The sequence below is a fragment of the Pseudomonas cichorii genome (genome assembly GCF_019719005.1).
Classification (GTDB): domain Bacteria; phylum Pseudomonadota; class Gammaproteobacteria; order Pseudomonadales; family Pseudomonadaceae; genus Aquipseudomonas; species Aquipseudomonas cichorii_E.
The window spans coordinates 22,876-49,075 of record NZ_JAIGPJ010000011.1 but is presented as its reverse complement, the minus strand read 5'-3'; the positions used below and the strand labels follow the sequence as shown (position 1 = coordinate 49,075).

General features: G+C 59.7%; 21 protein-coding genes. 13 read left to right on the top strand and 8 right to left on the bottom strand.

Translation table 11 applies throughout. The features are described from left to right. Window positions 1-85 precede the first annotated feature (85 nt). The 3 genes from K5D32_RS10845 to K5D32_RS10835 all read right to left on the bottom strand — a co-directional run bounded on the left by K5D32_RS10845 (window position 86) and on the right by K5D32_RS10835 (window position 3,321). Window positions 86-778, bottom strand: coding sequence for a sensor histidine kinase KdpD (locus K5D32_RS10845; RefSeq protein ID WP_221600241.1), 693 nt, complete (start codon window positions 776-778; stop codon window positions 86-88). Further along, the gene (locus K5D32_RS10840; RefSeq protein WP_221575663.1) at window positions 775-2,376 is read right to left on the bottom strand and encodes a tetratricopeptide repeat-containing response regulator; all 1,602 of its coding nucleotides are present in this window, start codon (window positions 2,374-2,376) and stop codon (window positions 775-777) included. The genes K5D32_RS10845 and K5D32_RS10840 overlap by 4 nt, the downstream gene beginning before the upstream one ends. Window positions 2,377-2,649: 273 nt before the next feature. Further along, window positions 2,650-3,321 (bottom strand): TIGR04211 family SH3 domain-containing protein, encoded by a 672-nt coding sequence (locus tag K5D32_RS10835; protein ID WP_198728454.1) that lies wholly within the window; start codon window positions 3,319-3,321, stop codon window positions 2,650-2,652. 334 nt (window positions 3,322-3,655) lie between these two features. Between K5D32_RS10835 and ppnN the strand changes: the two genes are divergently transcribed. Next, complete coding sequence (gene ppnN / locus K5D32_RS10830) at window positions 3,656-5,029, top strand: nucleotide 5'-monophosphate nucleosidase PpnN (protein ID WP_025260940.1); 1,374 nt, start codon at window positions 3,656-3,658, stop codon at window positions 5,027-5,029. Between the two features lie 129 nt (window positions 5,030-5,158). On the opposite strand, the gene K5D32_RS10825 is transcribed toward ppnN, so the two are convergent. Beyond that, window positions 5,159-6,028 (bottom strand): helix-turn-helix domain-containing protein, encoded by an 870-nt coding sequence (locus tag K5D32_RS10825; RefSeq protein ID WP_221600239.1) that lies wholly within the window; start codon window positions 6,026-6,028, stop codon window positions 5,159-5,161. A gap of 151 nt (window positions 6,029-6,179) precedes the next feature. Here K5D32_RS10825 and pobA point away from each other — a divergent pair, with 151 nt between their 5' ends. The 10 genes from pobA (at window position 6,180) to K5D32_RS10775 (ending at window position 17,549) form a co-directional block, all read left to right on the top strand. Then, window positions 6,180-7,364 carry a 4-hydroxybenzoate 3-monooxygenase gene (pobA, locus tag K5D32_RS10820; protein WP_221600237.1) on the top strand — a complete coding sequence of 395 codons (1,185 nt, stop codon included), beginning with the start codon at window positions 6,180-6,182 and terminating at the stop codon, window positions 7,362-7,364. A 223-nt stretch (window positions 7,365-7,587) separates the two neighbouring features. Continuing rightward, on the top strand, window positions 7,588-8,916 hold the full coding sequence (locus tag K5D32_RS10815) for an MFS transporter (RefSeq protein WP_221575660.1): 1,329 nt from the start codon (window positions 7,588-7,590) through the stop codon (window positions 8,914-8,916). Between the two features lie 162 nt (window positions 8,917-9,078). Further along, window positions 9,079-9,951 (top strand): 4-hydroxy-tetrahydrodipicolinate synthase, encoded by an 873-nt coding sequence (gene dapA, locus K5D32_RS10810; RefSeq protein ID WP_221600235.1) that lies wholly within the window; start codon window positions 9,079-9,081, stop codon window positions 9,949-9,951. 15 nt (window positions 9,952-9,966) lie between these two features. Further along, a complete protein-coding gene (locus K5D32_RS10805; protein WP_221600233.1) occupies window positions 9,967-11,136 on the top strand; it encodes an iron-containing alcohol dehydrogenase in 1,170 nt (389 codons plus the stop codon). Beyond that, window positions 11,133-12,392: a four-carbon acid sugar kinase family protein gene (locus tag K5D32_RS10800; protein ID WP_221600231.1), complete on the top strand. Its 1,260-nt coding sequence runs from the start codon at window positions 11,133-11,135 to the stop codon at window positions 12,390-12,392. The genes K5D32_RS10805 and K5D32_RS10800 overlap by 4 nt, the downstream gene beginning before the upstream one ends. Then, entirely contained in the window at window positions 12,385-13,407 is a 1,023-nt protein-coding gene (pdxA, locus tag K5D32_RS10795) for a 4-hydroxythreonine-4-phosphate dehydrogenase PdxA (RefSeq protein ID WP_221575656.1), read from the top strand. Before K5D32_RS10800 ends, pdxA begins: the two co-directional genes overlap by 8 nt. 67 nt (window positions 13,408-13,474) lie before the next feature. Continuing rightward, a complete protein-coding gene (locus K5D32_RS10790) occupies window positions 13,475-14,890 on the top strand; it encodes a sodium:solute symporter family protein (RefSeq protein ID WP_221600230.1) in 1,416 nt (471 codons plus the stop codon). After that, entirely contained in the window at window positions 14,877-16,001 is a 1,125-nt protein-coding gene (locus K5D32_RS10785; RefSeq protein WP_221600228.1) for an exo-alpha-sialidase, read from the top strand. The genes K5D32_RS10790 and K5D32_RS10785 overlap by 14 nt, the downstream gene beginning before the upstream one ends. 48 nt (window positions 16,002-16,049) lie before the next feature. Beyond that, entirely contained in the window at window positions 16,050-16,736 is a 687-nt protein-coding gene (locus K5D32_RS10780; RefSeq protein ID WP_221600225.1) for an SDR family NAD(P)-dependent oxidoreductase, read from the top strand. A 36-nt stretch (window positions 16,737-16,772) separates the two neighbouring features. Then, complete coding sequence (locus K5D32_RS10775; protein ID WP_201004785.1) at window positions 16,773-17,549, top strand: DeoR/GlpR family DNA-binding transcription regulator; 777 nt, start codon at window positions 16,773-16,775, stop codon at window positions 17,547-17,549. On the opposite strand, the gene araD1 is transcribed toward K5D32_RS10775, so the two are convergent. Beyond that, window positions 17,550-18,542 (bottom strand): AraD1 family protein, encoded by a 993-nt coding sequence (araD1, locus tag K5D32_RS10770; protein WP_221600223.1) that lies wholly within the window; start codon window positions 18,540-18,542, stop codon window positions 17,550-17,552. A 12-nt stretch (window positions 18,543-18,554) separates the two neighbouring features. Further along, on the bottom strand, window positions 18,555-19,871 hold the full coding sequence (locus K5D32_RS10765) for an MFS transporter (protein ID WP_221575651.1): 1,317 nt from the start codon (window positions 19,869-19,871) through the stop codon (window positions 18,555-18,557). Window positions 19,872-20,027: 156 nt separating this feature from the next. On the opposite strand from K5D32_RS10765, the gene K5D32_RS10760 reads away from it, so the two are divergent. Then, complete coding sequence (locus K5D32_RS10760; protein WP_221575650.1) at window positions 20,028-21,770, top strand: IlvD/Edd family dehydratase; 1,743 nt, start codon at window positions 20,028-20,030, stop codon at window positions 21,768-21,770. 99 nt (window positions 21,771-21,869) lie between these two features. Beyond that, entirely contained in the window at window positions 21,870-22,586 is a 717-nt protein-coding gene (locus K5D32_RS10755) for a FadR/GntR family transcriptional regulator (protein WP_221575649.1), read from the top strand. A gap of 111 nt (window positions 22,587-22,697) precedes the next feature. Here K5D32_RS10755 and K5D32_RS10750 read toward each other — a convergent pair whose 3' ends face one another. Next, window positions 22,698-25,091 (bottom strand): RND family transporter, encoded by a 2,394-nt coding sequence (locus K5D32_RS10750; protein ID WP_200992428.1) that lies wholly within the window; start codon window positions 25,089-25,091, stop codon window positions 22,698-22,700. A 27-nt stretch (window positions 25,092-25,118) separates the two neighbouring features. Then, on the bottom strand, window positions 25,119-26,159 hold the full coding sequence (locus K5D32_RS10745; RefSeq protein WP_221600221.1) for a YCF48-related protein: 1,041 nt from the start codon (window positions 26,157-26,159) through the stop codon (window positions 25,119-25,121). Window positions 26,160-26,200 lie beyond the last annotated feature (41 nt).

The following is a 26,200-nucleotide window of genomic DNA, read 5'->3' as shown; positions in this document are numbered from 1 at the left end:
ACAGCGCGTCAAAAATATAGCAGCGACGTCCAGAGAGGCGCAAGGCGCGGCTGAAGGTGAACCCGAACCGCCCCTGAAGAAGGACTCAAGGCAGATAAAGACTGAACTTCCCACCGCCCAACACACCACCATTGGCAATCTCGATACGCCCCCGCACACCATTGCGCTCATGCAGGCGAGCGATATGTGCGGCGAAGTACAGGCCAAGCCCGGTGCTGCCGGTGCTCTGGTTGATGCCCTGAACGTAATCGTCCTGATTCTCGATCATGTGCGCCGGATAACCCGGACCGTCGTCATTGATGACGATCTTCAACTGGCCGTCCTCTTCGCTTGCGCTGATCACGATTTCCTCACGGGCAAATCGAATGGCGTTAACGATGATATTGGCCACCACCGAACCGATCAGTTCGCGGTCGAAGAAACCCAGCGGGCTCAAGGCATCCACGACATAGTTGGCCGTGATGCCACGGCTGCCCAGCACTTCCTGGTGATGCGCCAGTTGCGCCTCGATGAAATCATCCAGCTCGTGATAATCGGGACGCAACGGAAGCTGATTGACACCCAGCTTGTAGATGCCGAGCAGCTGTACCAGCATGCCGTTGAGGTTGGCGAACTCGTAATCGATCACGCCGCTTTCAGGCGCACTGCGCTGCTCGCCGGGAAGTTGCGCAAGCCACTCGCTGTGGGCCTGAGTCAGGGTCGCCAGTGAGTTCTTCATGTCATGAACAGTGGAAGCGATCACCATGGAGAAATCGAGTCCGTTCTCTTTGTCACTCATGCGCCAAACGCCCTTTCCTTGAGTTTCTGGTAACGGTCGTACCGTGGGTCGCTATCGGGCATCTTACCGACCATTTTCAGGGTGGCACGACACTCTTCACGCCCTGCTTCGCCCAGGCTCTGTCCCGGATGCAGCAAGGACTGCGCCATGTTCAGCGCAATACTGATGTTCTTGGGCTGCAAGGCCAGGGCACGGCGGAACATGTCCTGTGCTTCGGTGAGATTACCGGCCTTGTAGCTGCGCACACCCTGGATGTTGAGATCGATGGCTGCCTTGTTGGCACCCAGAATCGCAGGATCATCGGTGATGGCGGCGATGCTTTTCATGACAGCCGGGTCATCGCCGTAGATTTCCGCACAGTTCTTGAGCACACCTGCGCCTGCATCTTCCTGACCCAGTTGCTTGAGCTGGGTGGCAACCACCAGCGCCGCTTCTGCACTGAGGAACTGGCCCATGTTGTCCAGGCGCGACATGGCCTGTTCGGTCAGCTTGGCAGCCGTTTCAGGGTCCGAATGCTGCAGGCTGGCCGCTTTCATCAAGCGGGTACGCACTTGCAGGCCTTCGTCTTCACCGTGCTCCTTGGCCACATCGCCCAGGGCGTTGTTGATCTCGACACGGGTACGCGCATCCAGCCCCTGATCGCCGCCCTTGCTGATCAGGGCATGAGCCAGACCGAGATTGGTTTCAGGGTCCTTGAAGCGCGAATGCTGACCCTGGGAAACAGCCTGGCGATAAGCCTTCGATGCGCTCTCGAAATCTTCGTTGCCCAGCGCCAGCTTGCCCAGCAGTTTTTGCCGACGTACCGCCAGAGGCGAAAGGCGCACGGCGTTTTCCAGCACACTCTGGGCGCGTTTGGCATCGCCACGGGCTACCAGCACTTCGGCCAAGCCGTCAAACAATGCAGGCATGGTGGGGAAAGCCTTGATGGCCTGCTCGAAAACCGCTTGCGCCTCGGTCACCTTGCCACGCTTGAGCAACAGATTGCCCAGTGCGCCGTAAGCCCAGGGCGTAGCCCGATCGGCCAGAATGGTCTTGAGAAAGCTTTCCAGAGGTTCATTCTGGTTAAGGTCGCGCAGGGCGTCGGCCTTGTAGCGCAGGCACAGGGGCGCGAAGCGTGGGTCCTGCTGAATCAGGGTATTGCAGGCAGCAAGGACTTCGGCGGGCTTGCGACGATCGAGCGCCTGCAGAATCGGCTTGAGCAGGGTCTTGCGCTGCACCAGCTTTTCAAGACGCTGGGCAAGGCCTGCACGGTTGAACGGTTTGGTCAGGTAGCCATCGGGCTCCCATTCAAGAGCGCTCATGACCATGGCCTGGCTGTTCTCGGCAGTCACCATGATAAAGACGCTTTCATAACTCAACAGCCTTTCGACCATCAGGTCTTCGAGCACCTGCTGACCGTTCTTGCGGCCATCACCCAGGTTGAAATCATGCAAGACGAAGTCATAGCGCTTTTGCGAGCACATGCGCAGGGCCTGCTCGCCGGTGTCGGCAGTATCCACTTCCTTGACGCCCAGCTCACGCAGCATCGATCTTACCGAACTCCGAAAATCGGAAAAATCGTCGACGATAAGAAAGTTCTTTTGGTTGTACGCCAGCATCCAGATTCCTGTCCTGCAGAGGGTGAAAATGTGCTTCCAATAACCTGAAAACGCTTTACATCAGGCCTGACAGCCAACTTTCAGGTCGCACATGATAACTAATGGCTAGTTGCCATTAAACAATTTTCCACTTGCGGGATTCTTTCCGCTATCTGCCAGAAAGCTGGCAAGACTCTCTAGTTTTTCGACAGGAAGTTAAAAAACTGAATGGTCTTTCGCGAATGAATTCACCTATACCGCGTAGGAGCGAATTCATTCGCGAAGGCTGCAACCTCACACCCAGCCGTCGTTACGCTTGCGGCTGCGGGTCAGGGAAGGAAGGATCAGGCCAACCAGCAGGCCGATACCGGCAATGCTGCCGCCATAGACCATGTAACGCATCATGACCTGCTTGTTTTCGTCACCCAGTCGGGCCTGGGTATTGCGCAATTCGGACTGGGTGTCGGTCAGCTCTGTATTGAGCGCCAGGGTACGGGCTTCCAGCTCATCGATCAGTTTCTTGCGCGTATCCAGTGTTTCCTGCATCCCCTGAACCCGGGTCTTCCAGGTATTGTCGATATTGGCCAGTTGCCCGGTCAGCTCTTCCACCTTCTCGGTCAGTTGCGGAACCCTTTCGGCTGGTCCGGCAACATCCTGCAGGTCGCTGCTGAGAATCCAGACGGTGCTGCCGCCCTCGCCTCTGACCTGGCTGTAGTTGCCCTGGGTCGAAAGCAGATCGACCTTTTGCCCGGACTTCAGGGTACCGACGATGCGGTGTCCATCGGTTGGACCGCTGCGCACGTATGTGCTGAGGTTGTCGCTGACCCAGCGATCGTTTTCCGCCGCGTGGGCATGAGGAGTCAAAACTGTCAGCAGCGTGCCGAAAAGACCGGCACCCAGAGCGCGACGGGAAGCGTTGAAGAGGACAGGTGCACGAGATACGAGTGCGGAAAGATGACGAGACATGGCAATGATTATCTTTGTCTGAAATAAGAAATTAAGACCCTGAGGCTCCTGACCTTGTGGTCCGTCGAGTGAGTCCATCAGCTAACAGACCCTCTGAACGGGGTCAGGTTCACTATCGGCCCCTCAAGCGTCAAAATTCAGCCATATGGCAAAAGGCCCGTTATTGCCTGATTTCAAACGGTTTCAGCCGTGCGACTATGCTCAATACAGTGACTGTGATGCGCAGCGTTTGCTTTCCCGTCCATGTGCCGTAGACAATGCGGGCAGGCGTGAACGTCATCGATGCTCACCATCCTGATGCACCTGCGGATGCATCGCTCTAATGGAAAATAGAATGATCCCAAGACAAGTGATTAACGCCTCGGTCAGCCCCAAAGGCAGCCTCGAAACGCTCTCCCAACGTGAAGTGCAGCAACTCAGCGCAGCGGGTTCAGGCAGTACCTACACACTTTTTCGCCAGTGCGCCCTGGCCATTCTCAATACCGGCGCCCATGTCGATAACGCCAAGACCATTCTTGAGGCCTACGAAAATTTCGAGGTTCGCATTCATCAGCAGGACCGCGGGGTTCGTCTGGAACTGCTCAATGCGCCAGCGGACGCCTTCGTCGACGGCGAAATGATTGCCAGCACTCGCGAAATGCTGTTCAGCGCCCTGCGCGACATCGTCTACACCGAGAGCGAACTGGACAGCCAGCGCATCGACCTGAGCGACTCCCATGGCATCACCGACTACGTCTTCCACCTGCTGCGCAACGCCCGCACCCTGCGCGCCGGCGTAGAGCCGAAAATGGTGGTGTGCTGGGGTGGTCACTCGATCAACACCGAAGAATACAAATACACAAAGAAAGTCGGCCACGAACTGGGCCTTCGCAGCCTGGACATCTGCACCGGCTGCGGTCCGGGCGTGATGAAAGGTCCGATGAAAGGCGCCACCATCGCCCACGCCAAACAGCGTATCAATGGCGGCCGCTACCTGGGCCTGACCGAGCCCGGGATCATCGCCGCCGAAGCGCCGAACCCCATCGTCAACGAACTGGTGATCCTGCCGGATATCGAAAAACGCCTGGAAGCCTTCGTCCGTGTCGGCCACGGGATCATCATTTTCCCGGGCGGCGCTGGCACGGCTGAAGAGTTCCTGTACCTGCTGGGCATCCTGATGCACCCGGACAACAGGGATGTGCCGTTCCCGGTGATCCTCACCGGTCCGAAAAACACCGAGCCTTACCTGCAACAACTGCACGCTTTCGTCGGCGCCACCCTGGGTGAAGCCGCGCAGAAGCACTACCAGATCATCGTCGATGATCCGGCAGAAGTTGCCCGGGTGATGACCCGCAGCCTGAAGGAAGTCAAACAGTTCCGCCGCGAGCGCAACGATGCTTTCCACTTCAACTGGCTGCTCAAGATCGAAGAAAGCTTCCAGCACCCTTTCGATCCGACCCACGAGAACATGGCGAAACTGCAACTGAACCATGAGATTCCACCTCATGAACTGGCGGCCAATCTGCGTCGTGCGTTCTCCGGTATCGTGGCGGGCAACGTGAAGGACAAGGGCATTCGCCTGATCGAGGAACATGGCCCTTACCAGATCCATGGCGACCCGGCGATCATGAAGCCGCTGGACAAACTGCTTCAGGCGTTCGTCGAACAGCATCGTATGAAACTGCCCGGCGGGGCAGCTTATGTGCCGTGCTATCAGGTGGTGACGTAAACTCACACGGAAGAAAACGGTAATCCGTGGGAGGGGCCTTGGCCGCGACAGCCAGTTCAGGCGCTGAAAATGTGTTGCCTGTCAGTTAGTCGTCGCGGCCAAGGCCCCTCTCACTTGCGCCCCGTTTTTTTAACGCTGGATACGAAACTGCCTGGGCGACTGCCCCGTCGCCCGCTTGAAGAAGCGCGAGAAATACGCAGGCTCTGAAAACCCCAGACTGTCGGACACCTGATTGATGGTCATGGTGGTGTAAACCAGATTGCGTTTAGCCTCCAGCAGCAATCGCTGGTTGATGATCTGCAAGGCCGACTGGTCGCACAGGCGGCGACACAAGGCATTGAGATGCGCAGCACTGATACCCATCTGTTGCGCATGTCGATCAATGGACCAATGCTCGCGAAAACTCGATTCCAGTTGATGCATGAACGCCTGCAAATGCTCGCGCCCGCGATCAGGCACCTGAATATCCTGAAGCGCGTGCTCGTTGCTGCGCCGACTCAGCCAGACCATCAGCACATTGATCAATGACTGCAACATCAGGTCACGTCCGGGACGAGGCTGTCGGTACTCCGCCGCAATCGCGCTGAACAGGGTGTCCACATAATGACTGTCAGCCCCAAGCGAATGGCAGTGAGCCGAACCCGACACCGGATCGTCCAGTGCTGCCTCCAGTTGCTCCACCAAAGGCTTGGCCAGGCTAAGGATATGGCCCTGAATGTCTTCGCTGAACTTGAAGGTGTGTACGCTCAGCGCCGGGACCACCAGCAACGAGGGCGTGTCGACCTCATGGACAGCCTCCTCCACCTTCAACACTGCCCGTCCCGATTGCACATACAGCAACTGAACCAGATCACTGTGTCGATGGGGCTTGATCTCCCATTCATGGATCCTGCTGCGTTCAGGAATCGACTCGCAATGGATCAGATCCGGCGTGAGCCAGGCAGCCGTCTCGCCATAGAGCTTGAAAACCGGAATCGCAGTAAGCGCTGTTCTGGGCATCGCCAGCTCCGAGGAATAACCCTTGAAAAGTCCAGATAATGAGCTGGATAGTGCCTTCTTATGCCATAGGCATCCATTAAAAATACAGGAGACAAAAACAAGACATCCCGCCGCTCATCGACTGGCAGGGACACATGACAGGAAAACAATAATGAAAACCCAAGTCGCAATCATCGGCTCAGGCCCGTCCGGGCTGCTGCTGGGCCAACTGCTGCAACGTGCCGGTATCGATAACGTCATCATCGAACGCAAAAACCCCGACTACATCCTTTCCCGCATCCGCGCCGGCGTGCTGGAGCAAGGCATGGTCGATCTGCTGCGCGAAGCCGGCGCCGGTGCGCGCATGGACGCTGAAGGGCTGATTCATGATGGCTTCGAGCTGGCTTTCGAGGGACGCTGCGAACGTATCGACCTCAAAGTCCTGACCGGCGGCAAGACCGTCATGGTCTACGGCCAGACCGAAGTCACCCGCGACCTGATGCAGGCCCGCTCGCAAGCCGGTGCAATAACCATTTATGACGCTGAAGACGTCCAGCCTCACGACCTGAAAACCGACCACCCTTACGTGACCTTCATCAAGAATGGAGAAACCGTGCGTATGGACTGTGACTACATTGCCGGTTGCGACGGCTATCACGGAGTTTCCCGGCAATCCATTCCCGCAGACAACCTGAAAGTCTTCGAGCGCGTCTATCCTTTTGGCTGGCTCGGCGTACTGGCCGACACAGCGCCGGTCAACGAAGAACTGGTGTACGCCAACCACCCACGCGGCTTTGCCCTGTGCAGCATGCGCTCGACCACTCGCACCCGTTATTACGTGCAGGTCAGCACAGATGAAAAAGTCGAGGACTGGTCGGATGAACGCTTCTGGGACGAGTTGAAAACCCGACTTCCCGACCACTTGGCAGAACGGCTGGTCACCGGCCCTTCCATCGAAAAAAGCATCGCGCCATTGCGCAGCTTTGTCGTGGAGCCCATGCAGTACGGTCGCCTCTTCCTGCTCGGCGACGCCGCTCATATTGTCCCGCCGACCGGCGCCAAAGGCCTGAACCTGGCGGCCAGCGATGTCAGCACGCTGTACCGGATCCTGCTCAAGGTCTACAAGGAAGGTCGCACCGACCTGCTGGAGAAATACTCACAGATCTGCCTGCGCCGGATCTGGAAGGCCGAACGATTTTCCTGGTGGATGACTTCGATCCTGCACAGCTTTCCCGGCACCGATGACTTCAGCCAGCGGCTTCAGCAGACCGAGCTGGATTACTACGTGAGCTCGGAGTCCGGGCGCAGGACCATCGCCGAAAACTATGTAGGATTGCCTTACGAAGCAATCGAATAATGAGCGCGTAGGAGCGAATTCATTCGCGATAATCGGTACATCCAGTACATTTTTATCGTTTTCAATGTGGCTTCGCGAATGAATTCGCTCCTACTTTGTGCAATCTCACAACATCCACCCCGCATGGCAGTGCAAATCGCCAAAGAGTTTTTGTTCCCGGCCCCATAAGATCGGGATCAGCTGTACGCAGTATAAAAACAACAAGCACCGAGGATTCACCGCCATGTCCAACCCATCGATTCGGGATGCTGGCGACGTCGAAGGCAATCATGTCTACCGTCGCATCACCCTGCGCCTCATACCCTTCATTTTTATCTGCTATCTGTTCAACTACCTGGATCGGGTCAACGTCGGTTTTGCCAAGCTACAGATGCTCGACGCCCTGAACTTCAGCGAAACCGTCTACGGTCTGGGTGCCGGGATCTTCTTCATTGGCTACGTGCTGTGCGGCCTGCCCAGCAACCTGGCACTCAACCGTTTCGGGCCTCGGCGCTGGATCGGCCTGATGATGATCACTTGGGGCACGTTCTCCACCTGCCTGCTGTTCGTCACCACACCGGTCGAGTTCTATGTACTGCGCTTCCTGACCGGCATGGCCGAAGCCGGCTTCTTCCCCGGCATCGTGCTCTACCTCTCGCGCTGGTACCCCAACCAGCGACGCGGCCGGATCATGGCGTTGTTCATGTCCGCCATTCCGGTATCCGGCTTGTTGGGCGGCCCGTTCTCCGGCTGGATTCTCAACCACTTCGCCGCTGGCCAGGGCGGCATGGCGGGTTGGCAATGGATGTTCCTGATCCAGGGCCTGCCGACGGTCATGCTGGGCCTGCTGGCGTTCTGGCTCCTGTGCGACAAGGTCGAATATGCACCCTGGCTGACGCCCGAACAGCGTCAGCGGGTCAAAGCCGACATCACCGCCGATGAACTCAGCCGCCCGGTGATCAGTGAAAAGGCCTCTGCGCTTTCGGTACTGACCATGCCGTTCATCTGGGTGCTGGGCTTTATCTACTTCTGTATCCAGAGTGGCGTGTACGCGATCAATTTCTGGCTGCCGTCGATCATCAAGAACCTGGGCTTCAGCGATGCATTGGTGATCGGCTGGATCAGTGCCGTGCCTTATCTCATGGCCGGCGTGTTCATGATTCTGGTGGGCCGCTCGGCGGATCTGCGCAATGAGCGACGCTGGCACTTGGTAGTGCCGATGCTGATGGGTGCTCTGGGCCTGATCATCGCCGCCAACTTCGCCACCGTGCCGGTCATCGCGATTCTTGGCCTGACCATCGCCACCATGGGCGCACTGACCGGCCTGCCGATGTTCTGGCCACTGCCCACTGCCCTGCTCAACGCCAGCGTCGCGGTTGCCGGGCTGGCACTGATCAACTCCATCGGCCAGATGGCGGGCTTTCTCAGCCCGTACCTGGTGGGCTGGATCAAGGACCAGACCGGCTCCACCACCATGGCGCTGTACTCACTGGCCGGCCTGACCATCGTCGGCAGCCTCGTGGCCTTGCGGATCAGCCGCCAGTCAGCGCCCAAGGCAGCCGCTGCTGCGTAATCCTTGCCTGCAACACCAAAAGCCAGACTTCGTGTCTGGCTTTTTTGTGTGCGCCCGAAAGACATTCCAGCCAGCATTTTGAAAAAACCAATCAAAACCACTTGCCACAAATGATCGATTCAATCACTATCAAGCCACTAACAATAAAACGAGAATATGGCCATGCAATTTCGCGGCATCATTCCAGCTCTGGTCACGCCCTTCACCGATGATCAGCAACTCGATGAGCAAGCCCTTCGCGGCCTGATCGAAAACCTTTTGCAAGCCGGTGTACACGGGCTTTTCGTGCTGGGCACCAACGGTGAGTTCTTCACACTTTCCGAATCCGAAAAACTGAAAATCGCCCGCATCACCGTCGAAGCGGCAGCCGGGCGTGTGCCTGTGGTGGTGGGCACCGGTGCCTTTGCCACCCATGAAGTGATCGAACTGAACAAAAAAATGATCGATGTGGGCGCAGATGCCCTGTCCATCATCACGCCGTACTTCAATGCCATCAGCCAGTCCGAACTCATCAAGCATTACGCCGCCATCGCCGATGCATCCGAGTTACCGCTGATGATGTACAACATTCCGGCCAAGACCGGCATGTCCATCGGCATCGGTGCCGTGGCGACCCTCAGCCAGCACCCGAAAATCAAAGGAATCAAGGACAGCGCCGGCAACTTCGACGCGCTGGTGCAGATGATGAAGTACCGCAGCGACGACTTCGCCGTGTTCGCGGGCACCGACTCGTTGATCTACTGGAACCTGCTGGCCGGTGGTGATGGCGCTATTGCAGCCACCGCCAATGCGGTGCCGGATGTGGTCATGTCGATCTGGAACAACTTCCAGTCGGGCAATCACGAAGCGGCCCGCGCTGCCCAGGAAGCCCTGCGTCCGCTGAGGGACGCCTTTGCGCTGGGCACCATGCCCGTGGTGCTGAAAACCGCGACCCAACTGCTCAATGTGCCCGTCGGCCCGTGCCGCTCTCCGGTCCAGCCGCTGGATGCCGCCGCACTGGAAAAACTCCAAGGCCTGCTGGCCGTCTATCGCTAAGCCGGAGGTAATCCCATGTCCGCCACTTATCACTTCCAGACCGTGAAGCATGTGGTTCACGGCCCCGGCAGCCTCGATCTGCTCACTGAAAAGCTGCCACTGCTCGACGTCCCGGTCAAAACCGTGGTGCTGGTCACCCAGAATGCCATGCACAACCTGGGCGTAACCCAGCGCGTCATCGAACAACTCAAGGCTCGCAATATCGCCGTACACATGCTCGATAACGTCGAGATCGAACCGACGCTGGAAAACATCGAGCGGGTATTTCGTGAAGACGTTGCCCCTCACGCCCCCGATGCGCTGATCGCCATTGGCGGCGGCAGCGTGCTGGATGCCGCCAAGCTGTTTGCAGTGATGCTGACCAACGACACGCCACTCAAGGATCTGCTGGGCATCGACAAGGTCACACACCCCGGCAAACCCATGGTGCTGGTGCCGACTACGTCGGGCACAGGCTCGGAAGTCACACCCAATGCCATCGTCACCCTGCCGGATGAAGAACTGAAGATCGGCGTAGTGAGTCGCCATCTGCTGCCGACGCTGGTGGTGCTCGATCCGCTACTGACCCTCAGCCTGCCACGCCCGATCACCGCGGCCACAGGGATGGATGCCTTCACCCACTCGCTGGAATCCTTCATTTCCACCAAGGCCAACCCCATCAGTGATGCCTTTGCCCTGGAGTCCATGCGCCTGATTGCGGGCAGCATTGTCGAGTCCTATCAGCAACCGGAATCGATACAGGCACGGGGCGACATGCTGCTGGGCTCGATGTACGGCGGTCTGGCCCTGACAGCGGCCGGAACCGCTGCGGTGCATGCGCTGGCCTACCCGCTGGGCGGCAAGTTCCATGTCACCCATGGCGTGGCCAACGCCATGCTGCTGCCCCATGTCATGGCCTTCAATCTGGACAGTTGCGCCGAACGCCTCAAGTGCGCCGCGCTGGTGTGCGGTCTGGCCAGTCATGAAGACAGCAACGAAGCCGCAGCCCACAAGCTGATCGAGCAGATTCGCCAGTGGACCCTGGAGCTGAACATTCCCCAGAACCTGCGTGATTTCGGCGTGGCCGAAGAGCATCTGCCGGAAATGGCGGTGGCGGCCTCCAAAGTCACTCGCCTGATGACCAACAATCCCAAGGCCTTGAGCCTGGACGACATCCAGCAGTTGTACCGGTGCCTGCTGCCATGAGTCGCGCCGACTTTCCCGGCTTGCTGATACTCGCTGACGATCTGTCGGGGGCAGCCGACTGTGCAGCGGATTTTGCAGCGCGCATCGAGACTCGCGTGATGCTGACCACCACAGGCTCGCTGGCAGCGGACGTCGTAGCCATAGACGTAGACTCCCGCCGTATGACCCCCCAACAGGCCGCCGAACAACACCGGGTAGTCCTGCGCCAGCAACATGCCACGGCAAAGGCGCTGTACAAGAAAATCGACTCGACCCTGCGCGGCAATGTCGCCAGCGAAATCGACGCGCTGCAATCGGTGCGCGGCATGGCACTGGTGGCTCCGGCTTTCCCGGACATGAAGCGCACCACCAGTCAGGGCGTGCAATTGCTCGATGGCGTGCCGGTGGATCAGAGCGATGTGTGGCGCAACGAAAACCTGCAAGGCACCAGCAACCTGCTGGAGCTGTTGCTCAAGCAAGGCTTGCGGACGCAATGGCTGGGGCTGGACGAGATCCGCGACAGTAATGCCCTGAAACAGGCCCTGCGCACGGCGCTGGAAAACGGCGTGCAGGCGCTGGTCTGCGATGCCGAACTGGACAGCGATCTGCAACAACTGGCTCAGGCTTCGGCCCAGTGGCATCAGGAATTGTTCTGGGTCGGCTCGGCGGGTCTTGCCCGGCATCTGCCTCAGGCATTGGGTTTGCCAGCGGCCCGCACTGTTGATGTAACACCTCGCTCTCCCGTACTGACCGTGGTCGGCAGCATGTCCCGCCACTCGCAGGTACAGGCCGACACCCTGGCGCAATACAGCCCGCAATACAGCCTGACGATTGCTCCGGCCACCTTGCTGGACAGTAACGCCCAGACCGAGCGCGATGCACTGCGCCAACAACTGGAAGAGCGGTTGAGCGCAGGGCATGACGTGCTGGTGCGACTGGATCAGCAACATCGCGACCCGGCACAAGCGGCCGACCTGAGCAATGCACTGGCCCGATGGCTGGCACCGGCCCTGCCCCATGCCGGCTCGCTGATCGCCACCGGTGGCGAAACCGCCCGGGCGATTCTGGTCGAGGCCGGTATCGATCACATGACCCTGCTGGGCGAACTCGCCACAGGCGTGGTGCTGTCCCAGGCCCGACTTGGCCCACGCACCCTCAATGTAGTGACCAAGGCGGGCGGCTTTGGCGAACCCGACACCTTTCTCGCGGCCTGGCGACAGCTGCATGAACCGGCTCCGACCGGCACACCTTTCAAAGAGGAAGCTCCCTATGTCTGAACGTCCTGTCATTGGTATCACCATGGGCGACGCCGCCGGGGTGGGACCTGAAATCATCATGAAAACCCTGACCCACGCCTCGGTGTACGAAACCTGCCGTCCACTGGTGATCGGCGACGCCAGGCGCCTTGAAGACGCCAGTCGAATCGTCGGCAGCAACCTGCGCGTCAACAGCATCGCCAGCCCGGCGCAGGCACGCTTCGCTCAAGGCGTGGTGGATTGCATCGATCTGGGCCTGATTCCCGCCGACCTGCCTTACGGTAAGTTGTCGCCCATCGCCGGAGACGCTGCCTTTCGCTATATCGAACGCACCGTGCAACTCACCGAAGCCGGTGAACTGGATGCCATCTGCACCGCGCCGCTGAACAAGGAAGCCCTGCATGCGGGCGGGCATATCTTCCCCGGACACACCGAAATGCTCGCCCACCTGCTGGGCGTGGAAGAAGTGTCGATGATGCTGATGACCCCGATTCTGCGAGTTATCCACGTCACCACCCACATCGGCATCATCGACGCCATCGCCCGGATCGAACCGGGTCTGGTCAAGCGCACCATCGAACGCGCCCGGGAAACCCTGGTGCGTGCCGGTATAGAAAACCCGCTGATCGCGGTGTGCGGCATCAACCCCCATGCCGGTGAAAACGGCCTGTTCGGCTATGGCGAAGAAGCCACCAAGATCCAGCCCGCCATCGACGAGTTGCGCGCACGCGGCTGGCGTGTCGAAGGCCCGCTGCCGGCCGACACGCTGTTCTTCCGCGCCGGTCGTGGCGACTTCGATGCCGTGGTCGCCATGTACCACGATCAGGGTCATGGCCCGGTCAAGGTCATGGGCCTGGAAGCCGGCGTCAACGTGACCATCGGCCTGCCGGTGATTCGTACTTCGGTGGATCACGGCACCGCTTTCGACATCGCCGGTAAAGGCATCGCCGACGAGCGCAGCCTGATCGAAGCCCTGCGCCAGGCCGTGGAACTGGCTACCCGTAAACGCGACACCCGAAATTCCATCGCCGTCTGAGCCCAAGTACCGGCAAAGACGTGCGGCACCCATAACGCGCCAAAAAAACAATAATGGAGCGATACCGATGGATACCTTCAACGCACAAGACACCTCGATCATCGTCGGCATGGTGGTCGTCTACATCGCAATAACGACCTGGATGAGCATGCGCATGCGCAGCAAGACCAGCGAGCAATACATGGTCGCTGCCAGGACCATGCCTGCCATCATCGTCGGCATTCTGATGATGTCCGAATTCATCGGAGCCAAATCCACAGTCGGCACCGCACAGGCAGCCTTTGAAAGTGGCTTCGCCGCTTCATGGTCGGTGATTGCCGCCGCCATCGGCTTCCCGCTGTTCGGCCTGTTGATGGCCCGCAAGCTGTACAGCTCCGGGGAGTTCACCATCTCAGGCTTCATCGCCAAGAAATACGGCACGTCCACCAAGCTCACGGTATCGATCATCATGATCTACGCCTTGCTGCTGGTGAACGTCGGCAACTATGTCAGCGGCGCAGCTGCAATCGCCACGGTGCTCAAGATCAATCTGACCACCGCCGCCTTCATCACCGCAATCATCAGTACCCTCTACTACGTGTTCGGTGGCCTGAAGAGCGTGGCCTACATGAGCATCCTGCACACCGCTGTGAAATACATCGGGGTGTTGATCGTACTGGGCGTGGCCTTGCAGATGACCGGTGGCTTCACGCCGGTGATCCAGAACATGCCGGAGCACTACTTCACTTGGGACGGCACCATCGGCGGCTCGAAAATCATGGCGTGGATCATCGGCACCGTCGGTGCGATCTTCTCCACCCAGTTCATCATTCAGGCCATTTCCTCTACCCAGAGCCCGGATGCGGCCCGCCGTTCGACCTTCTACGCATCGCTGCTGTGCATCCCGATTGCGCTGGCCCTGGGCTTTATCGGTGTGGCGTCCAAATACCTGCACCCGGACATGAGCAGCCTCTACGCCCTGCCGGTATTCCTGCAATCGATGAGCCCCGTGGTTGCGGGCGTGGTCACCATCTCTCTGGTCGCGTCAATCTTCGTCAGCGTCAGCACTGTAGCCCTGGCTATCGCTTCGCTGGTGGTGCGCGACTTCTACGTGCCATGGCGCAAACCTTCGGTGGATCAGGAATTCAAGACCACTCGCCTGATCGCTCTGGTGATCGGCTTCGTACCCCTGTTCTTCGTGTTCTTCGTACCGGAAATCCTTAACCTGTCGTTCTTCACCCGCGCACTGCGCCTGTCGATTGCCGTGGTTGCCATGGTTGCCATCTACCTGCCGTTCTTCGGTTCGGGTCGTGGCGCGACACTGGGTCTGATCGCTTCGGCCATCACCACCAGCGCCTGGTATCTGTTGAACAACCCGTATGGCATCGACAACATGTACATCGCGCTGGTGACACCAGCCATCGTGATTGCCATCGAACACCTGCTGCCCAAATCCGCCCAGGCCAAACGCCAAGACGCCGAGGTTCCCAATGCCAACCAATGACATTCGCCAGGATGCCTTCCTGCCAACGCCCTACGCCCAGAACCATGCTGCCAACCTGCATGAACTGGCCGACGGTACGCTGCTGTGCACCTGGTTTGCCGGTACTCAGGAAGGCATGGCCGACATCTTCGTCCTGCTGTCGCGCCGCGACCCGCAGACCGGCGTGTGGAGCGAACCGCAAAAGCTGTCCGAAGACTCGACCCGCTCCGAGCAGAACCCGATCCTGTTCCAGGCGCCCGACGGGCCGCTGTGGCTGATCTGGACCGCGCAGGTTTCCGGCAATCAGGAAACGGCGATCATCCGTCGTCGTCTGTCTCACGACCAGGGCAAGACCTGGGGTGCCATCGACACCCTGTTCGACGAAGCCGGTACTTTCGTTCGCCAGCCACCTGCCGTGCTGGACAACGGCGACTGGGTGTTGCCGGTCTGGTATTGCATCACGGGGCCGGGTGAAAAGTGGGTCGGCAACCATGATGTCAGCGCCGTGATGATTTCCAGCGATCAGGGCGCCACCTGGTCGCGCCATGACGTGCCGGACAGCACCGGTTGCGTACACATGAACGTCCATCAGTTACCGGACGGCACGCTGCTCGGGCTGTTTCGCAGCCGCTGGGCGGACTTCATCTACAGCACCCGCTCGAACGACCGTGGCCGCATCTGGAGCGCGCCGGTCCCGACCGAACTGCCCAACAACAACTCGTCGATCCAGTTTGTCAGGCTGGCCACCGATGAACTGGCACTGGTCTACAACCCGGTCAGCGCCGAAGGCCATAGCCAACGCCGCGCCTCGCTGTACGACGAGATCGAGGACGAAGGCGACGACCGCGTCACGCCGGGTGCCCGCAGCGATGGCAAGGCTGCCATCTGGGGCATTCCCCGTGCGCCGATGAGCCTGGCCGTCTCTCGCGACGGCGGCCACAGCTGGCCGACCCGCCTGGATATCGAACTGGGGGACGGCTTCTGCCTGACCAACAACTCGCAGGAAAAACTCAACCGCGAGTTCTCCTACCCCAGCATCATCCAGGCCGCCGATGGTAGCCTGCATGTCGCGTTCACTTACTTCCGGCAGAAGATCAAACACGTGCACCTGCCGCTCACTGCCATTCGCTGACAGCCCTGCGCCGGTCTTGGGACCGGCGCCTCTGCGGGAATCCTGAACATGCCCGACCCGATCAAATCCGTACTTGTGACCGGTGCCAGCTCTGGCATCGGTCAGGCCATCGTCGTGCGCCTGCTTGAGCAGGGTTTGCGCGTCACCGGCCTGAGCCGCCGCGCCCCCGACCTGCAACACCCGAACTTCACCTGGATCGAATGCGACCTCAATGACTTCAATGCTCTGGACCGGGCACTGGAACAGACCGTGAAAATCGACGCGCTGGTGCACGCCGCAGGTTTCATGCGCACCGCGCCGCTGGGGCAACTCAACGATGCCGATGGCCAGGCCATGTGGCACCTGCATGTGGCCGCCGCCAGCCATATGGTCAATGCGCTTTACCCGCGATTGGCATCCGGTTCCCGTCTGGTGATGATTGGCAGCCGCACCATGCAAGGTGCTGCAGGTCGCAGCCAGTACGCCGCCACCAAGGCCGCGCTGCAAGGCATGGTCCGTTCCTGGGCCATCGAGCTGGCACCACGGGGAATCACCGTCAACCTCATTGCGCCCGGCGCCACTGAAACCCCGATGCTGCTGGACCCGGCCCGCAGCGCAACGCCCCCCAACAAACCGCCGCTGGGTCGCTTTGTGCAGCCCCACGAGATTGCCGGGCTGACGGCCTTTCTGCTCGGCCCCGACGCGGGTGCCATCACCGGTCAAAGCCTGGTGGTATGCGGCGGTGCGTCGTTGTAAGGTTGCACCTCGTTTTCCTGCGTTAGAAGAGCTTGAATGAAAGTCGCCAATCGTCGCCAATCGATACTCGAACTGGTTCTCTCCGGAAAATCCAACGTCGATGAGCTGTGCGCCCAACTCGGCGTTTCGGAAGCCACTGTGCGGCGCGACCTGACAGCACTGGCCGAAGACGGCCTGATCATCCGCACCTACGGCGGTGCCGCGCACATCGGCCAGCGTGAACCGGAAACCACGATTGAAGAGCGCAGCCGTCAGCACAGCCAGGAAAAGATGGACATCGCCCTGGCAGCGCTGGCCCACATCAACGATCACGACACCCTGTTTCTGGAAGGCGGCACCAGCACCAGCGCGCTGGCTCATGTCCTCAATCAGCGGCGCGGCCTGCATGTCATCACCAATAACCTGACGGCATTGAGCGATCTGGCGCTGATTCCCGAAGGCCGGGTCACGGTGCTGGGCGGCACGTTGCGCCCGTCCAGCATGTCGACGTATGGAGTCGCCGCACAGGCCGCGCTGGAACACCTGAGCGCCGACAAGCTGTTTGTCAGCGCCGATGGCGTGGTGGCGGATCTGGGATTGTGCGAAGCCAGCGCCGAGCAGGCTTATCTCAAGGAAAACATGCTGGCCCGCGCCGCACAGATCTTCGTGCTGGCCGACTCCACCAAGCTGGGCCGCGCCCGCCAGCAACACTGGACGCCGCTGCGCCAGCCCTGGACGCTGATCACCAACCCGGTGGACGATGAATCACTGCTGGCACCGTTCAAGGCCCGCAAGTCGATTCATGTGGAAATTGCGTATCCGCAAAAGGCCTGATTAAAGCTTGCCGATACCACCGGGCTCGAATACCGCTTCGCTCACGTCAAGCCCGTTGACCAGCGACTGCCCGAACTCCGGCTGACTGATCTCGAAACGATCCCCCGGCTGCGTGCGGATGCCATCGGCAAAAGACAGGGTCGCGGTGCCGAAGAAATGGATATGCACATCGCCCGGGCGAAGAAACTGGCTGTATTTGAAGTGGTGGTATTCGAGGTTTTCCAGGCTATGGCACATATTGGCCTCGCCGCTGAGGAACTCCTTCTCCCACAACACAGCACCATCACGCCAGACACGGCTGGTGCCCACCAGATTCTGCGGCAGGTCGCCGACCCGCAGTTCCGGCCCGAATGAGCAGGCCCGCAGCTTGGAATGGGCCAGGTACAGATAATTGCGGCGCTCCATCACATGGTCGGAAAACTCGTTGCCGATGGCGAAGCCCAGCCGATACGGCTTGCGGTCGTGACCAATCACATACAAGCCGCTCAACTCCGGCTCCTCGCCACCATCTTCGGCAAACGGTGGCAGCGTAAAGGCGGCTCCCGGACGTACCACAATGCTGCCATCCCCCTTGTAGAACCATTCCGGCTGCACACCCGCCTGACCGGCCTGCGGCTTGCCGCCCTCCACGCCCCATTTGAAGATGCGCATGGTGTCGGTCATCGACGCTTCGTCACCGGCCTGCTGATGCATCTTGTCCCGCGCCGAAGCGCTGCCCAGATGGGTCAGGCCGGTGCCGCTGACCAGCATGTGCGCAGGATCGGGATGGTCCAGCGGCGGCAAGACCCGGACCTCGCGCAGCAGTTGCGCATAATCATGGTCGTTGCCAAGCCCCAGCAGATCCACCTGATGCGCCAGGCTGGAGCCCGCTTCGATAGCCTTCAAGGCCAGCTCGCGAACACTGTCGACACCCGGCACTTCACGTACCCGGTCACCGTCCACCAGACCGACCCGACGCTGGCCATGACTCAATTCGAACTGTATCAGCCGCATGAAACTCTCCTTTCAACGATGGGTTGAAGCGCTTGCCGAAAACTCGGACTCAGGCAACACGTGCCTGCGCTCCAGTACGCGATAGACAATGCCGGTCAGTACCAGCCCGAACACCATGACGCCTGACAGGAAGTAGAGACCCGAGGCCAGGCTGCCGGTGAGTTCTTTCAGGGTCCCGATGACGAACGGGCCGATGTAGCCGCCCAGATTGCCCACCGAGTTGATCAGCGCAATACCGGCAGCCGCACTGGCACCGGCAAAGAAACGGCCCGGCAGGGTCCAGAAGACCGCCGTGCAGGAAAACAGCGAGAACGCCACCAGACACAACGCCGCCAGTTGCGCTGCCGGCAAGGTCAGCCAGGCACTGCAGAACAGGCCGATGGCGCCCAGCACATAGAGCACAGCCAGGTGTCCGTAGCGGTCGTTGAGGCGGTCGGAACTGCGGGGCACGATCAGCAGGCCGATGATTCCGAAGATGTAAGGCACCGAGGAAACGAAACCGGTGGTCAGGTCGCTTCCACCGAACTGCTTGATCAGGGTCGGCAGCCACAGGCCCAGGCCATAGATGCTCAGGGTCACCGGCAGATAGAACAGCGCCAGCAACAACACCCGCTTGTCCTTGAGGGCGTGCAAGGGATTGCCATGGCGGGTCTGGCCATAGGTTTGCAGATCGTTGTTCAGCTCACCGGTCAGCCAGTCCTTCTCGGCCTGGCTCATCCACGCAACCTGCTGCGGACCATCCGGCAGCCAGCGCAAGACCGGCCAGGTCAGCAGGATCGCCGGAGCCCCGATAACGATGAACAGCCACTGCCAGCCATGCAGCCCGAGAATGCCATCCATGCCCAGCAACCCGCCGGACACCGGCCCGGTAATCATCATGGCAATGGGTTGCGAGAGGATGAAGAAGCCGAGGATCTTGCCCCGATGGCGTACCGGAAACCATTGGGTGATGTAGTACAGCACGCCGGGAAAGAACCCCGCTTCCGCCGCGCCCAGCAAAAAGCGCATCACATAGAAACTGTAAGGCCCCTGCACAAAGGCCATGCCGATGGTGATCGCACCCCAGGTGATCATGATCCGGGCGAACCAGCGACGTGCGCCGAAGCGCTCCAGCATCAGGTTGCTGGGGATCTCGAACAGAAAGTAGCCGATGAAGAACAGACCGGCGCCCAGCCCGTAGGCGGCATCGCCGATGCCGATGTCCGCGCCCATGTGCAGCTTGGCAAAGCCCACGGCCGAGCGGTCCACATAGGCGATCAGGTACAGCAGGATCAGGAAGGGAATCAACTTCAGGGTGATGCGACGTATAAGCCCGGTTTCCTGGCTCATGGGGGTCGGTCTCCATTTTGTTTTTGTTATGGAACCTCGATTACCGACAGACTATATAGTATTACTATTTAGACTGACAACTCTTCCAATGATGGATATTTAGGCTTACCTTAGCCGAAACAAAAGCAATTAAGTCTTACAATAAGAGAGCCGACCATGTCTGATTCCGATAAAAAACCGACCCTGCGTTCTGCCCAATGGTTTGGTACTGCCGACAAGAACGGCTTCATGTACCGCAGCTGGATGAAGAATCAGGGCATTGCCGATCATCAGTTTCAGGGCAAACCCATTATCGGCATCTGCAACACCTGGTCGGAGCTGACACCCTGCAACGCCCACTTCCGCACGATTGCCGAACACGTCAAACGCGGCGTGATCGAAGCCGGAGGATGGCCGGTGGAATTCCCGGTGTTCTCCAACGGCGAATCCAACCTGCGCCCCACCGCGATGTTCACACGCAACCTGGCCAGCATGGATGTCGAAGAAGCGATTCGCGGCAACCCTATCGATGGCGTGGTGCTGCTGACCGGCTGCGACAAGACCACGCCAGCCCTGCTTATGGGGGCCGCCAGTTGCGACGTGCCAGCCATCGTTGTCACCGGCGGGCCGATGCTCAACGGCAAACATCAGGGCAAGGACATCGGTGCCGGAACCATCGTCTGGCAAATGCATGAGTCCTATAAAGCCGGGCAGATAGGCCTGGACGAATTCCTATCTGCCGAAGCCGGCATGTCCCGCTCGGCAGGCACCTGCAACACCATGGGCACCGCTTCGACCATGGCCTGCATGGCCGAAGCGCTGGGCACTTCCCTGCCCCACAACGCCGCCATTCCTGCCGTGGATTCACGCCGCTACGTGCTGGCACACATGTCCGGCATGCGCGCCGTGGGCATGGTTCGCGAAGACCTGCGCCTGTCGAAGATCCTCACCAAGGCAGCCTTCGAGAACGCGATCCGGGTCAATGCCGCCATTGGCGGCTCGACCAACGCCGTCATCCACCTCAAAGCCATCGCCGGACGCATCGGTGTGGATCTGGAACTCGATGACTGGACCCGCATCGGTCGCGGCATGCCGACCATTGTCGACCTGCAACCGTCCGGGCGATTCCTGATGGAAGAGTTCTACTACGCCGGAGGCCTGCCCGCCGTGCTGCGCCGTATGAACGAAGCCAGCCTGCTGCCCAACCCCGACGCGCTGACCGTCAACGGCAAGAGCATCGGCGAAAACACCCGCAATGCGCCAATCTACGGTGAAGATCAGGTGATCCGCGCGCTGGACAACCCGATTCGCGCCGACGGCGGTATCTGCGTGCTGCGCGGCAACCTCGCGCCGCTGGGCGCGGTGCTCAAGCCTTCGGCGGCCACGCCTGCGCTGATGCAGCATCGTGGCCGGGCCGTAGTGTTCGAGAATTTCGAGATGTACAAGTCGCGCATCAACGACCCGGATCTGGACATCGATGCCAGCTCGGTGATGGTCCTCAAGAACTGCGGCCCCAAGGGTTATCCGGGCATGGCCGAAGTGGGCAACATGGGCTTGCCGGCCAAACTGCTGGCCCAGGGCGTGACAGACATGGTGCGGATTTCCGACGCACGCATGAGCGGCACGGCTTACGGCACAGTGGTGTTGCATGTGGCACCGGAAGCCGCAGCGGGCGGACCTCTGGCGGTGGTGCAGGAAGGCGACTGGATCGAACTCGACTGCGCCAGCGGGCGACTGCATCTGGATATTCCCGATGCAGAACTGCAAGCACGACTGGCCGACTGGCAGGCGCCTCAGCAATTATTGGCTGGCGGCTATCGCCAACTCTATGTCGACCGCGTGATGCAGGCCGATCAGGGCTGTGACTTCGATTTCCTGGTGGGCTGCCGGGGCGCCGAAGTCCCCCGTCACTCACATTAAGTGACGATAATGGCGGGAAGCCATAAGTACGGCTCCCGCCCTCAGTGTTATGCAATGTTATGATGCGCGGCATCACTGCCAGGATCGACTTGCGTTCCCATGGATTACCGAAAGCCCTCCGACCGTAAAAGCATGCACTCGCGCATCGTCCAGGAACTGGGCATGCAGATCGTTTCCGGCCGTTTCAAGCCTGATGACAAGCTGCCTGCCGAAGCCCTGCTCTGCGAGGAGTACGCCGTCAGCCGTCCGGTGTTGCGTGAAGCCACACGGGTATTGGTCGCCAAAGGGCTGGTATATTCGCGCCCGCGGGTCGGGACGGTGGTCAAGGCACGACGCGAATGGCATCTGCTCGACCCGGATGTGTTGCATTGGGTCATGCAGAGTTCACCGCAGAATGAGTTCTTCAATCTGCTGACCAGCGTACGGGCAGTGATCGAACCCGCAGTGGCTGCTTTGGCGGCGCAATACGCCACCGATGAGGAAATTGCTTCCATCGGCGAAGCCTACCAGCGCATGGAGGATGCCCCGACGCCTGAAGCCTTGCTGCAGCCGGATCTGGATTTCCATAGTCGTATCGCCGACGCGACCCACAACGACCTGCTGGCCCATTTGTGCAACATGCTGTCGCTGGCGTTGCGTGAAGCCCTCAAGCATTCCAACAAACGCCCCAACCTGCATGAACTGGCCCTGCCACGCCACAAAGCCATCCTCACCGCCATCCAGAACCGCGACGCCCTCGGCGCCCGGCATGCAACGCTGGTGCAGCTGGATGATGCGAGGAATGCATTGAGTGTGGTGTTGGGGGTTCGCGAGTAGATTCGCGCGGTGCGGAATGCCTGTAGGACCGGATTTATCCGGAAAGGCTGATCGCGAATGAATTCGCCCCCACGGGGGTGGTGGTGGGAGCAAATTCTTTCGCGAAACGATTTAATGGGAAAACAACGAATTCCCCACCTTCCCGGCCATTTTCTCAGGCTTGATCAGGAACCGCGCCAGCGCTGGCAGCAGCCATAGTGCGCCGAACATGTTCCACAACAGCATGAAGGTCAGCATCAGGCCCATATCCGCCTGGAACTTGATTGCCGAGAAGATCCAGGTGCACACGCCGATGGCCAGACACAGCCCTGTGAACAGCACCGCCTTGCCCGTGGATTTAAGGGTTTCGTAATAGGCTTCCTGCAATGGCAAGCCCGCACGCAGGAAACTCTCCAGGCGGCTGTAGATATAAATGCCGTAATCGACACCTATCCCTACGCCCAGCGCCACCACCGGCAAGGTCGCGACCTTGACGCCAATACCCATGAACGCCATCAGCGCATTCCCCAGCACCGAGGTCAGCACCAGCGGCAGGACGATACACAGCGTCGCCGCCCAGGAACGGAAGGTGATCATGCACATGGCCGCGACACAGATATAAACCAGGATCAGGATAATCAGCTCGGACTGCTTGATCACTTCGTTGGTCGCGGCCTCGATCCCGGCGTTACCGGCTGCCAGCAGGAATTGCAGGTCCGGCGTGTTGTTCTCCTTGGCAAAGTCCTGCACCGCATGTACGGCGCGGTCCAGGGTTTCGGCCTTGTGATCGTTGAGGAACACCAGCAGCGGTGCCAGGGAGCAATCGTTGTTGTACAGGCCGTCGGCACGGGCGATGGAGCTGTTGAGCACGTCCTTGTTGCGCGACAGGGATTCCCATTTCAGGTTGCCCTCGTTCATGCCCTTGATGACCTGCTTGGACACAGTCACCAGAGATATGGCCGACTGCACGCCCGGTGTATTTTCCATCTTCCAGGCCAGCTCATTGATGGCCGACATGGTTGGGTAGGCCGAGCAGCCCTCACGCGGGGTCTTGACCATCACCACCAGCACGTCCGAACTGGTGGAGTAGTGGCTGATGATGAAATTGTTGTCCTGGTTATAGCGCGAGTCGGGGCGCAGCTCGGGAGCGCCCTGATCCAGGTCGCCGATCTTCAGATTCTGGCTGTACCAGAGGCCGCCACCGAAGGCCAGCAGCGCCAGGACGATGGAAACCGGGGCGACTTTCGGACTGGCAAAGTTCGACAGCAGACGCCAGAACGGATGCTCGGACACCGCATCCTGCTTGCTGCGCACCACTGCTCTTTTGCTGATGCCGACATAGGAAATCGCCACAGGCAGCAGAATCAGGTTGGTGAACACGATCACTGCCACACCGATGGACGCACCGATGGCCAGTTCGCGGATCACGCCGATATCGATGATCAGCAGGGTAATGAAGCCCACGGCATCGGCCAGAATCGCAATCATCCCCGGCAGGAACAACTGGCGGAAAGTCCGCCGCGCAGCGGTCAGGGCATTGTCCGCATCGCTGGATTGCAGCGCGATGCCGTTGATCTTCTGCACGCCATGGGAAATACCGATGGCAAAAATCAGGAACGGCACCAGCATCGAATACGGATCGATACCAAAACCCACCACATGCATCAGCCCGAGCTGCCAGATCACGGCAATCAGCGTGGTGCTCAATACGGCGATGGTGCTGCGGATACAGCGGGTGAACCAGATCAGCAAGACCAGGGTAATCACAAAGGCGATGCCAAAGAACATCACCACCATGAACAGGCCGTCTATCAGGTCACCGACCTTCTTGGCAAAGCCGACGATATGGATCTTGATGTTGGGGTTCTGCGCCTGATACTTGTCGCGGATCTTTTCTTCGAGCTGATGGGAGAACTGCTGGTAATCCAGTGCAAGCAACTTGCCCTGATCCGCCGGGTCCGGGTAGGACTCCATCAGCGGCACATCGATGATGCTGGACTTGAAGTCGTTGGCAACCAGCCGCCCTACCTGCCCGGACTTGAGCACGTTATTGCGCAACTGATCGAGGCTCTTGTCCGAGCCGTCATAGCTCTGGGGGATGACTTCGCCACCGGCAAAGCCCTCTTCGGTCACTTCGGTCCAGCGAACGCTGGGGCTCCACAGCGACTTGAGGCCCGAGCGGTCGACGCCCGAGATGTAGAACACCTCGTCGTTGATCTCGCGCAGGGTTTCCATGTAGCCCTTGGAGAAGATGTCGCCATCCAGTGCTTCGACGGAAATGCGCACGGTATTGCCCAGGTTCGCCAGGTCGTTACGGTGCGCCATCATGTTCTGGATGAACGGATGATCCAGCGGGATCATTTTCTCGAAACTGGTGGACGGCCGGACCTGCAGCGCCTGCCAGAACAGAAAGATGCTGGTCAGCAGACACAGCAGGATCACCGTCGGGCGATTGTTGAAGATCAGGCGTTCAAGAAACGTTGCCTTGTCGCCTTTGTGCTGCTGTTCGTGATGAAGGTTGGTCATGCCTGAATGTCCCCGCCCTGAAGGTTCTTATTGTTGGGTCGTCTCGGCACCCGTAGGCGAGGCGACGCGCACGCCTCCCTGCCCTACCAGAATCAGATTGCCTCGGTCATTGGTGGTCACGCCGGCCAGTGAAATACGGTCGGGGCGGTTGAATACCTCAAAGGTCTGGCCATCATCGGTGCTGCGCATGACGCTGCCGCCATTGCCCACCAGAATCAGAGAACCATCGGCCAGCAAGGTGGCATTGGCCAGACCGAACTCCAGCGGCCCGCGGGCTGCATTCAGGGAGATGGTTTCCCACGTATCGCCAAAATCGGTGGAGCGGAACAGATTACCCCGCAGGCCATAGGCCAATAGCGTCGAGGACTGGGCGGTGCCGGTCACGCCGAACAATGAACCTTGATAAGGACCTTCGAGCTTTTCCCAGCTCTGGCCGTCATCGCCGGAACGGAACATGCTGCCCGCTTCACCGACAATGAAGAGGCCAGCGTCCTTGACCTGAGCAATGCTGTTGAGGTGAAACTGGTCTTCGTTATCGAGCCGGTCGCTGACATCTTCCCAATGCTTGCCACCATCGGTGGTGGTCAACAATGCGCCATAGGCCCCTACGGCAAAACCGTTATTCAGGTCCTTGAACCAGACATCCAGCAAAGGTGCCTCGCGCTTGAGGTCCTCGAACTGCTTGCTCCAGTTCTTGCCACCGTCGCTGCTGGCAAGCACCTGGGCATCATGGCCGACGGCCCAGCCGTGCTGTTCATCGACAAAGTACACCGCCGTCAGCAATTGGCGGGTCGGCACCTTGGCCTGGACCCAGCTCTTGCCCTGATCGTCGGAGTAGAGAATATGACCGTGATCGCCAACCACCACCAGCCGCGCACCGGCATGGGCCACGTCCAGCAACAGGCCACGTGCGGCCTTGGCGGATTCGATGGAATAGGTAGCGTCTGCGGAAGGTTTTGCAGGATCGGAAGCGGCCTGTGAAACAGTTGCTGATGTCAGAAGCGCAATGCAAAGCGCCAGGGACAGGCCCGCGGATGATCGGGTGCGCCGGATGAAGGGCTCACTCATGGACTTCTCCCGTTATTGTTATCAGGTGTTTTCTGTAGGCC

Excerpts from the sequence above, each read along its gene's own strand:
- K5D32_RS10845 (WP_221600241.1), bottom strand. The coding sequence starts at position 778 with ATGAGTGACAAAGAGAACGGACTCGATTTCTCCATGGTGATCGCTTCC.
- K5D32_RS10840 (WP_221575663.1), bottom strand. The coding sequence starts at position 2,376 with ATGCTGGCGTACAACCAAAAGAACTTTCTTATCGTCGACGATTTTTCC.
- K5D32_RS10835 (WP_198728454.1), bottom strand. The coding sequence starts at position 3,321 with ATGTCTCGTCATCTTTCCGCACTCGTATCTCGTGCACCTGTCCTCTTC.
- ppnN (WP_025260940.1), top strand. The coding sequence starts at position 3,656 with ATGATCCCAAGACAAGTGATTAACGCCTCGGTCAGCCCCAAAGGCAGC.
- K5D32_RS10825 (WP_221600239.1), bottom strand. The coding sequence starts at position 6,028 with ATGCCCAGAACAGCGCTTACTGCGATTCCGGTTTTCAAGCTCTATGGC.
- pobA (WP_221600237.1), top strand. The coding sequence starts at position 6,180 with ATGAAAACCCAAGTCGCAATCATCGGCTCAGGCCCGTCCGGGCTGCTG.
- K5D32_RS10815 (WP_221575660.1), top strand. The coding sequence starts at position 7,588 with ATGTCCAACCCATCGATTCGGGATGCTGGCGACGTCGAAGGCAATCAT.
- dapA (WP_221600235.1), top strand. The coding sequence starts at position 9,079 with ATGCAATTTCGCGGCATCATTCCAGCTCTGGTCACGCCCTTCACCGAT.
- K5D32_RS10805 (WP_221600233.1), top strand. The coding sequence starts at position 9,967 with ATGTCCGCCACTTATCACTTCCAGACCGTGAAGCATGTGGTTCACGGC.
- K5D32_RS10800 (WP_221600231.1), top strand. The coding sequence starts at position 11,133 with ATGAGTCGCGCCGACTTTCCCGGCTTGCTGATACTCGCTGACGATCTG.
- pdxA (WP_221575656.1), top strand. The coding sequence starts at position 12,385 with ATGTCTGAACGTCCTGTCATTGGTATCACCATGGGCGACGCCGCCGGG.
- K5D32_RS10790 (WP_221600230.1), top strand. The coding sequence starts at position 13,475 with ATGGATACCTTCAACGCACAAGACACCTCGATCATCGTCGGCATGGTG.
- K5D32_RS10785 (WP_221600228.1), top strand. The coding sequence starts at position 14,877 with ATGCCAACCAATGACATTCGCCAGGATGCCTTCCTGCCAACGCCCTAC.
- K5D32_RS10780 (WP_221600225.1), top strand. The coding sequence starts at position 16,050 with ATGCCCGACCCGATCAAATCCGTACTTGTGACCGGTGCCAGCTCTGGC.
- K5D32_RS10775 (WP_201004785.1), top strand. The coding sequence starts at position 16,773 with ATGAAAGTCGCCAATCGTCGCCAATCGATACTCGAACTGGTTCTCTCC.
- araD1 (WP_221600223.1), bottom strand. The coding sequence starts at position 18,542 with ATGCGGCTGATACAGTTCGAATTGAGTCATGGCCAGCGTCGGGTCGGT.
- K5D32_RS10765 (WP_221575651.1), bottom strand. The coding sequence starts at position 19,871 with ATGAGCCAGGAAACCGGGCTTATACGTCGCATCACCCTGAAGTTGATT.
- K5D32_RS10760 (WP_221575650.1), top strand. The coding sequence starts at position 20,028 with ATGTCTGATTCCGATAAAAAACCGACCCTGCGTTCTGCCCAATGGTTT.
- K5D32_RS10755 (WP_221575649.1), top strand. The coding sequence starts at position 21,870 with ATGGATTACCGAAAGCCCTCCGACCGTAAAAGCATGCACTCGCGCATC.
- K5D32_RS10750 (WP_200992428.1), bottom strand. The coding sequence starts at position 25,091 with ATGACCAACCTTCATCACGAACAGCAGCACAAAGGCGACAAGGCAACG.
- K5D32_RS10745 (WP_221600221.1), bottom strand. The coding sequence starts at position 26,159 with ATGAGTGAGCCCTTCATCCGGCGCACCCGATCATCCGCGGGCCTGTCC.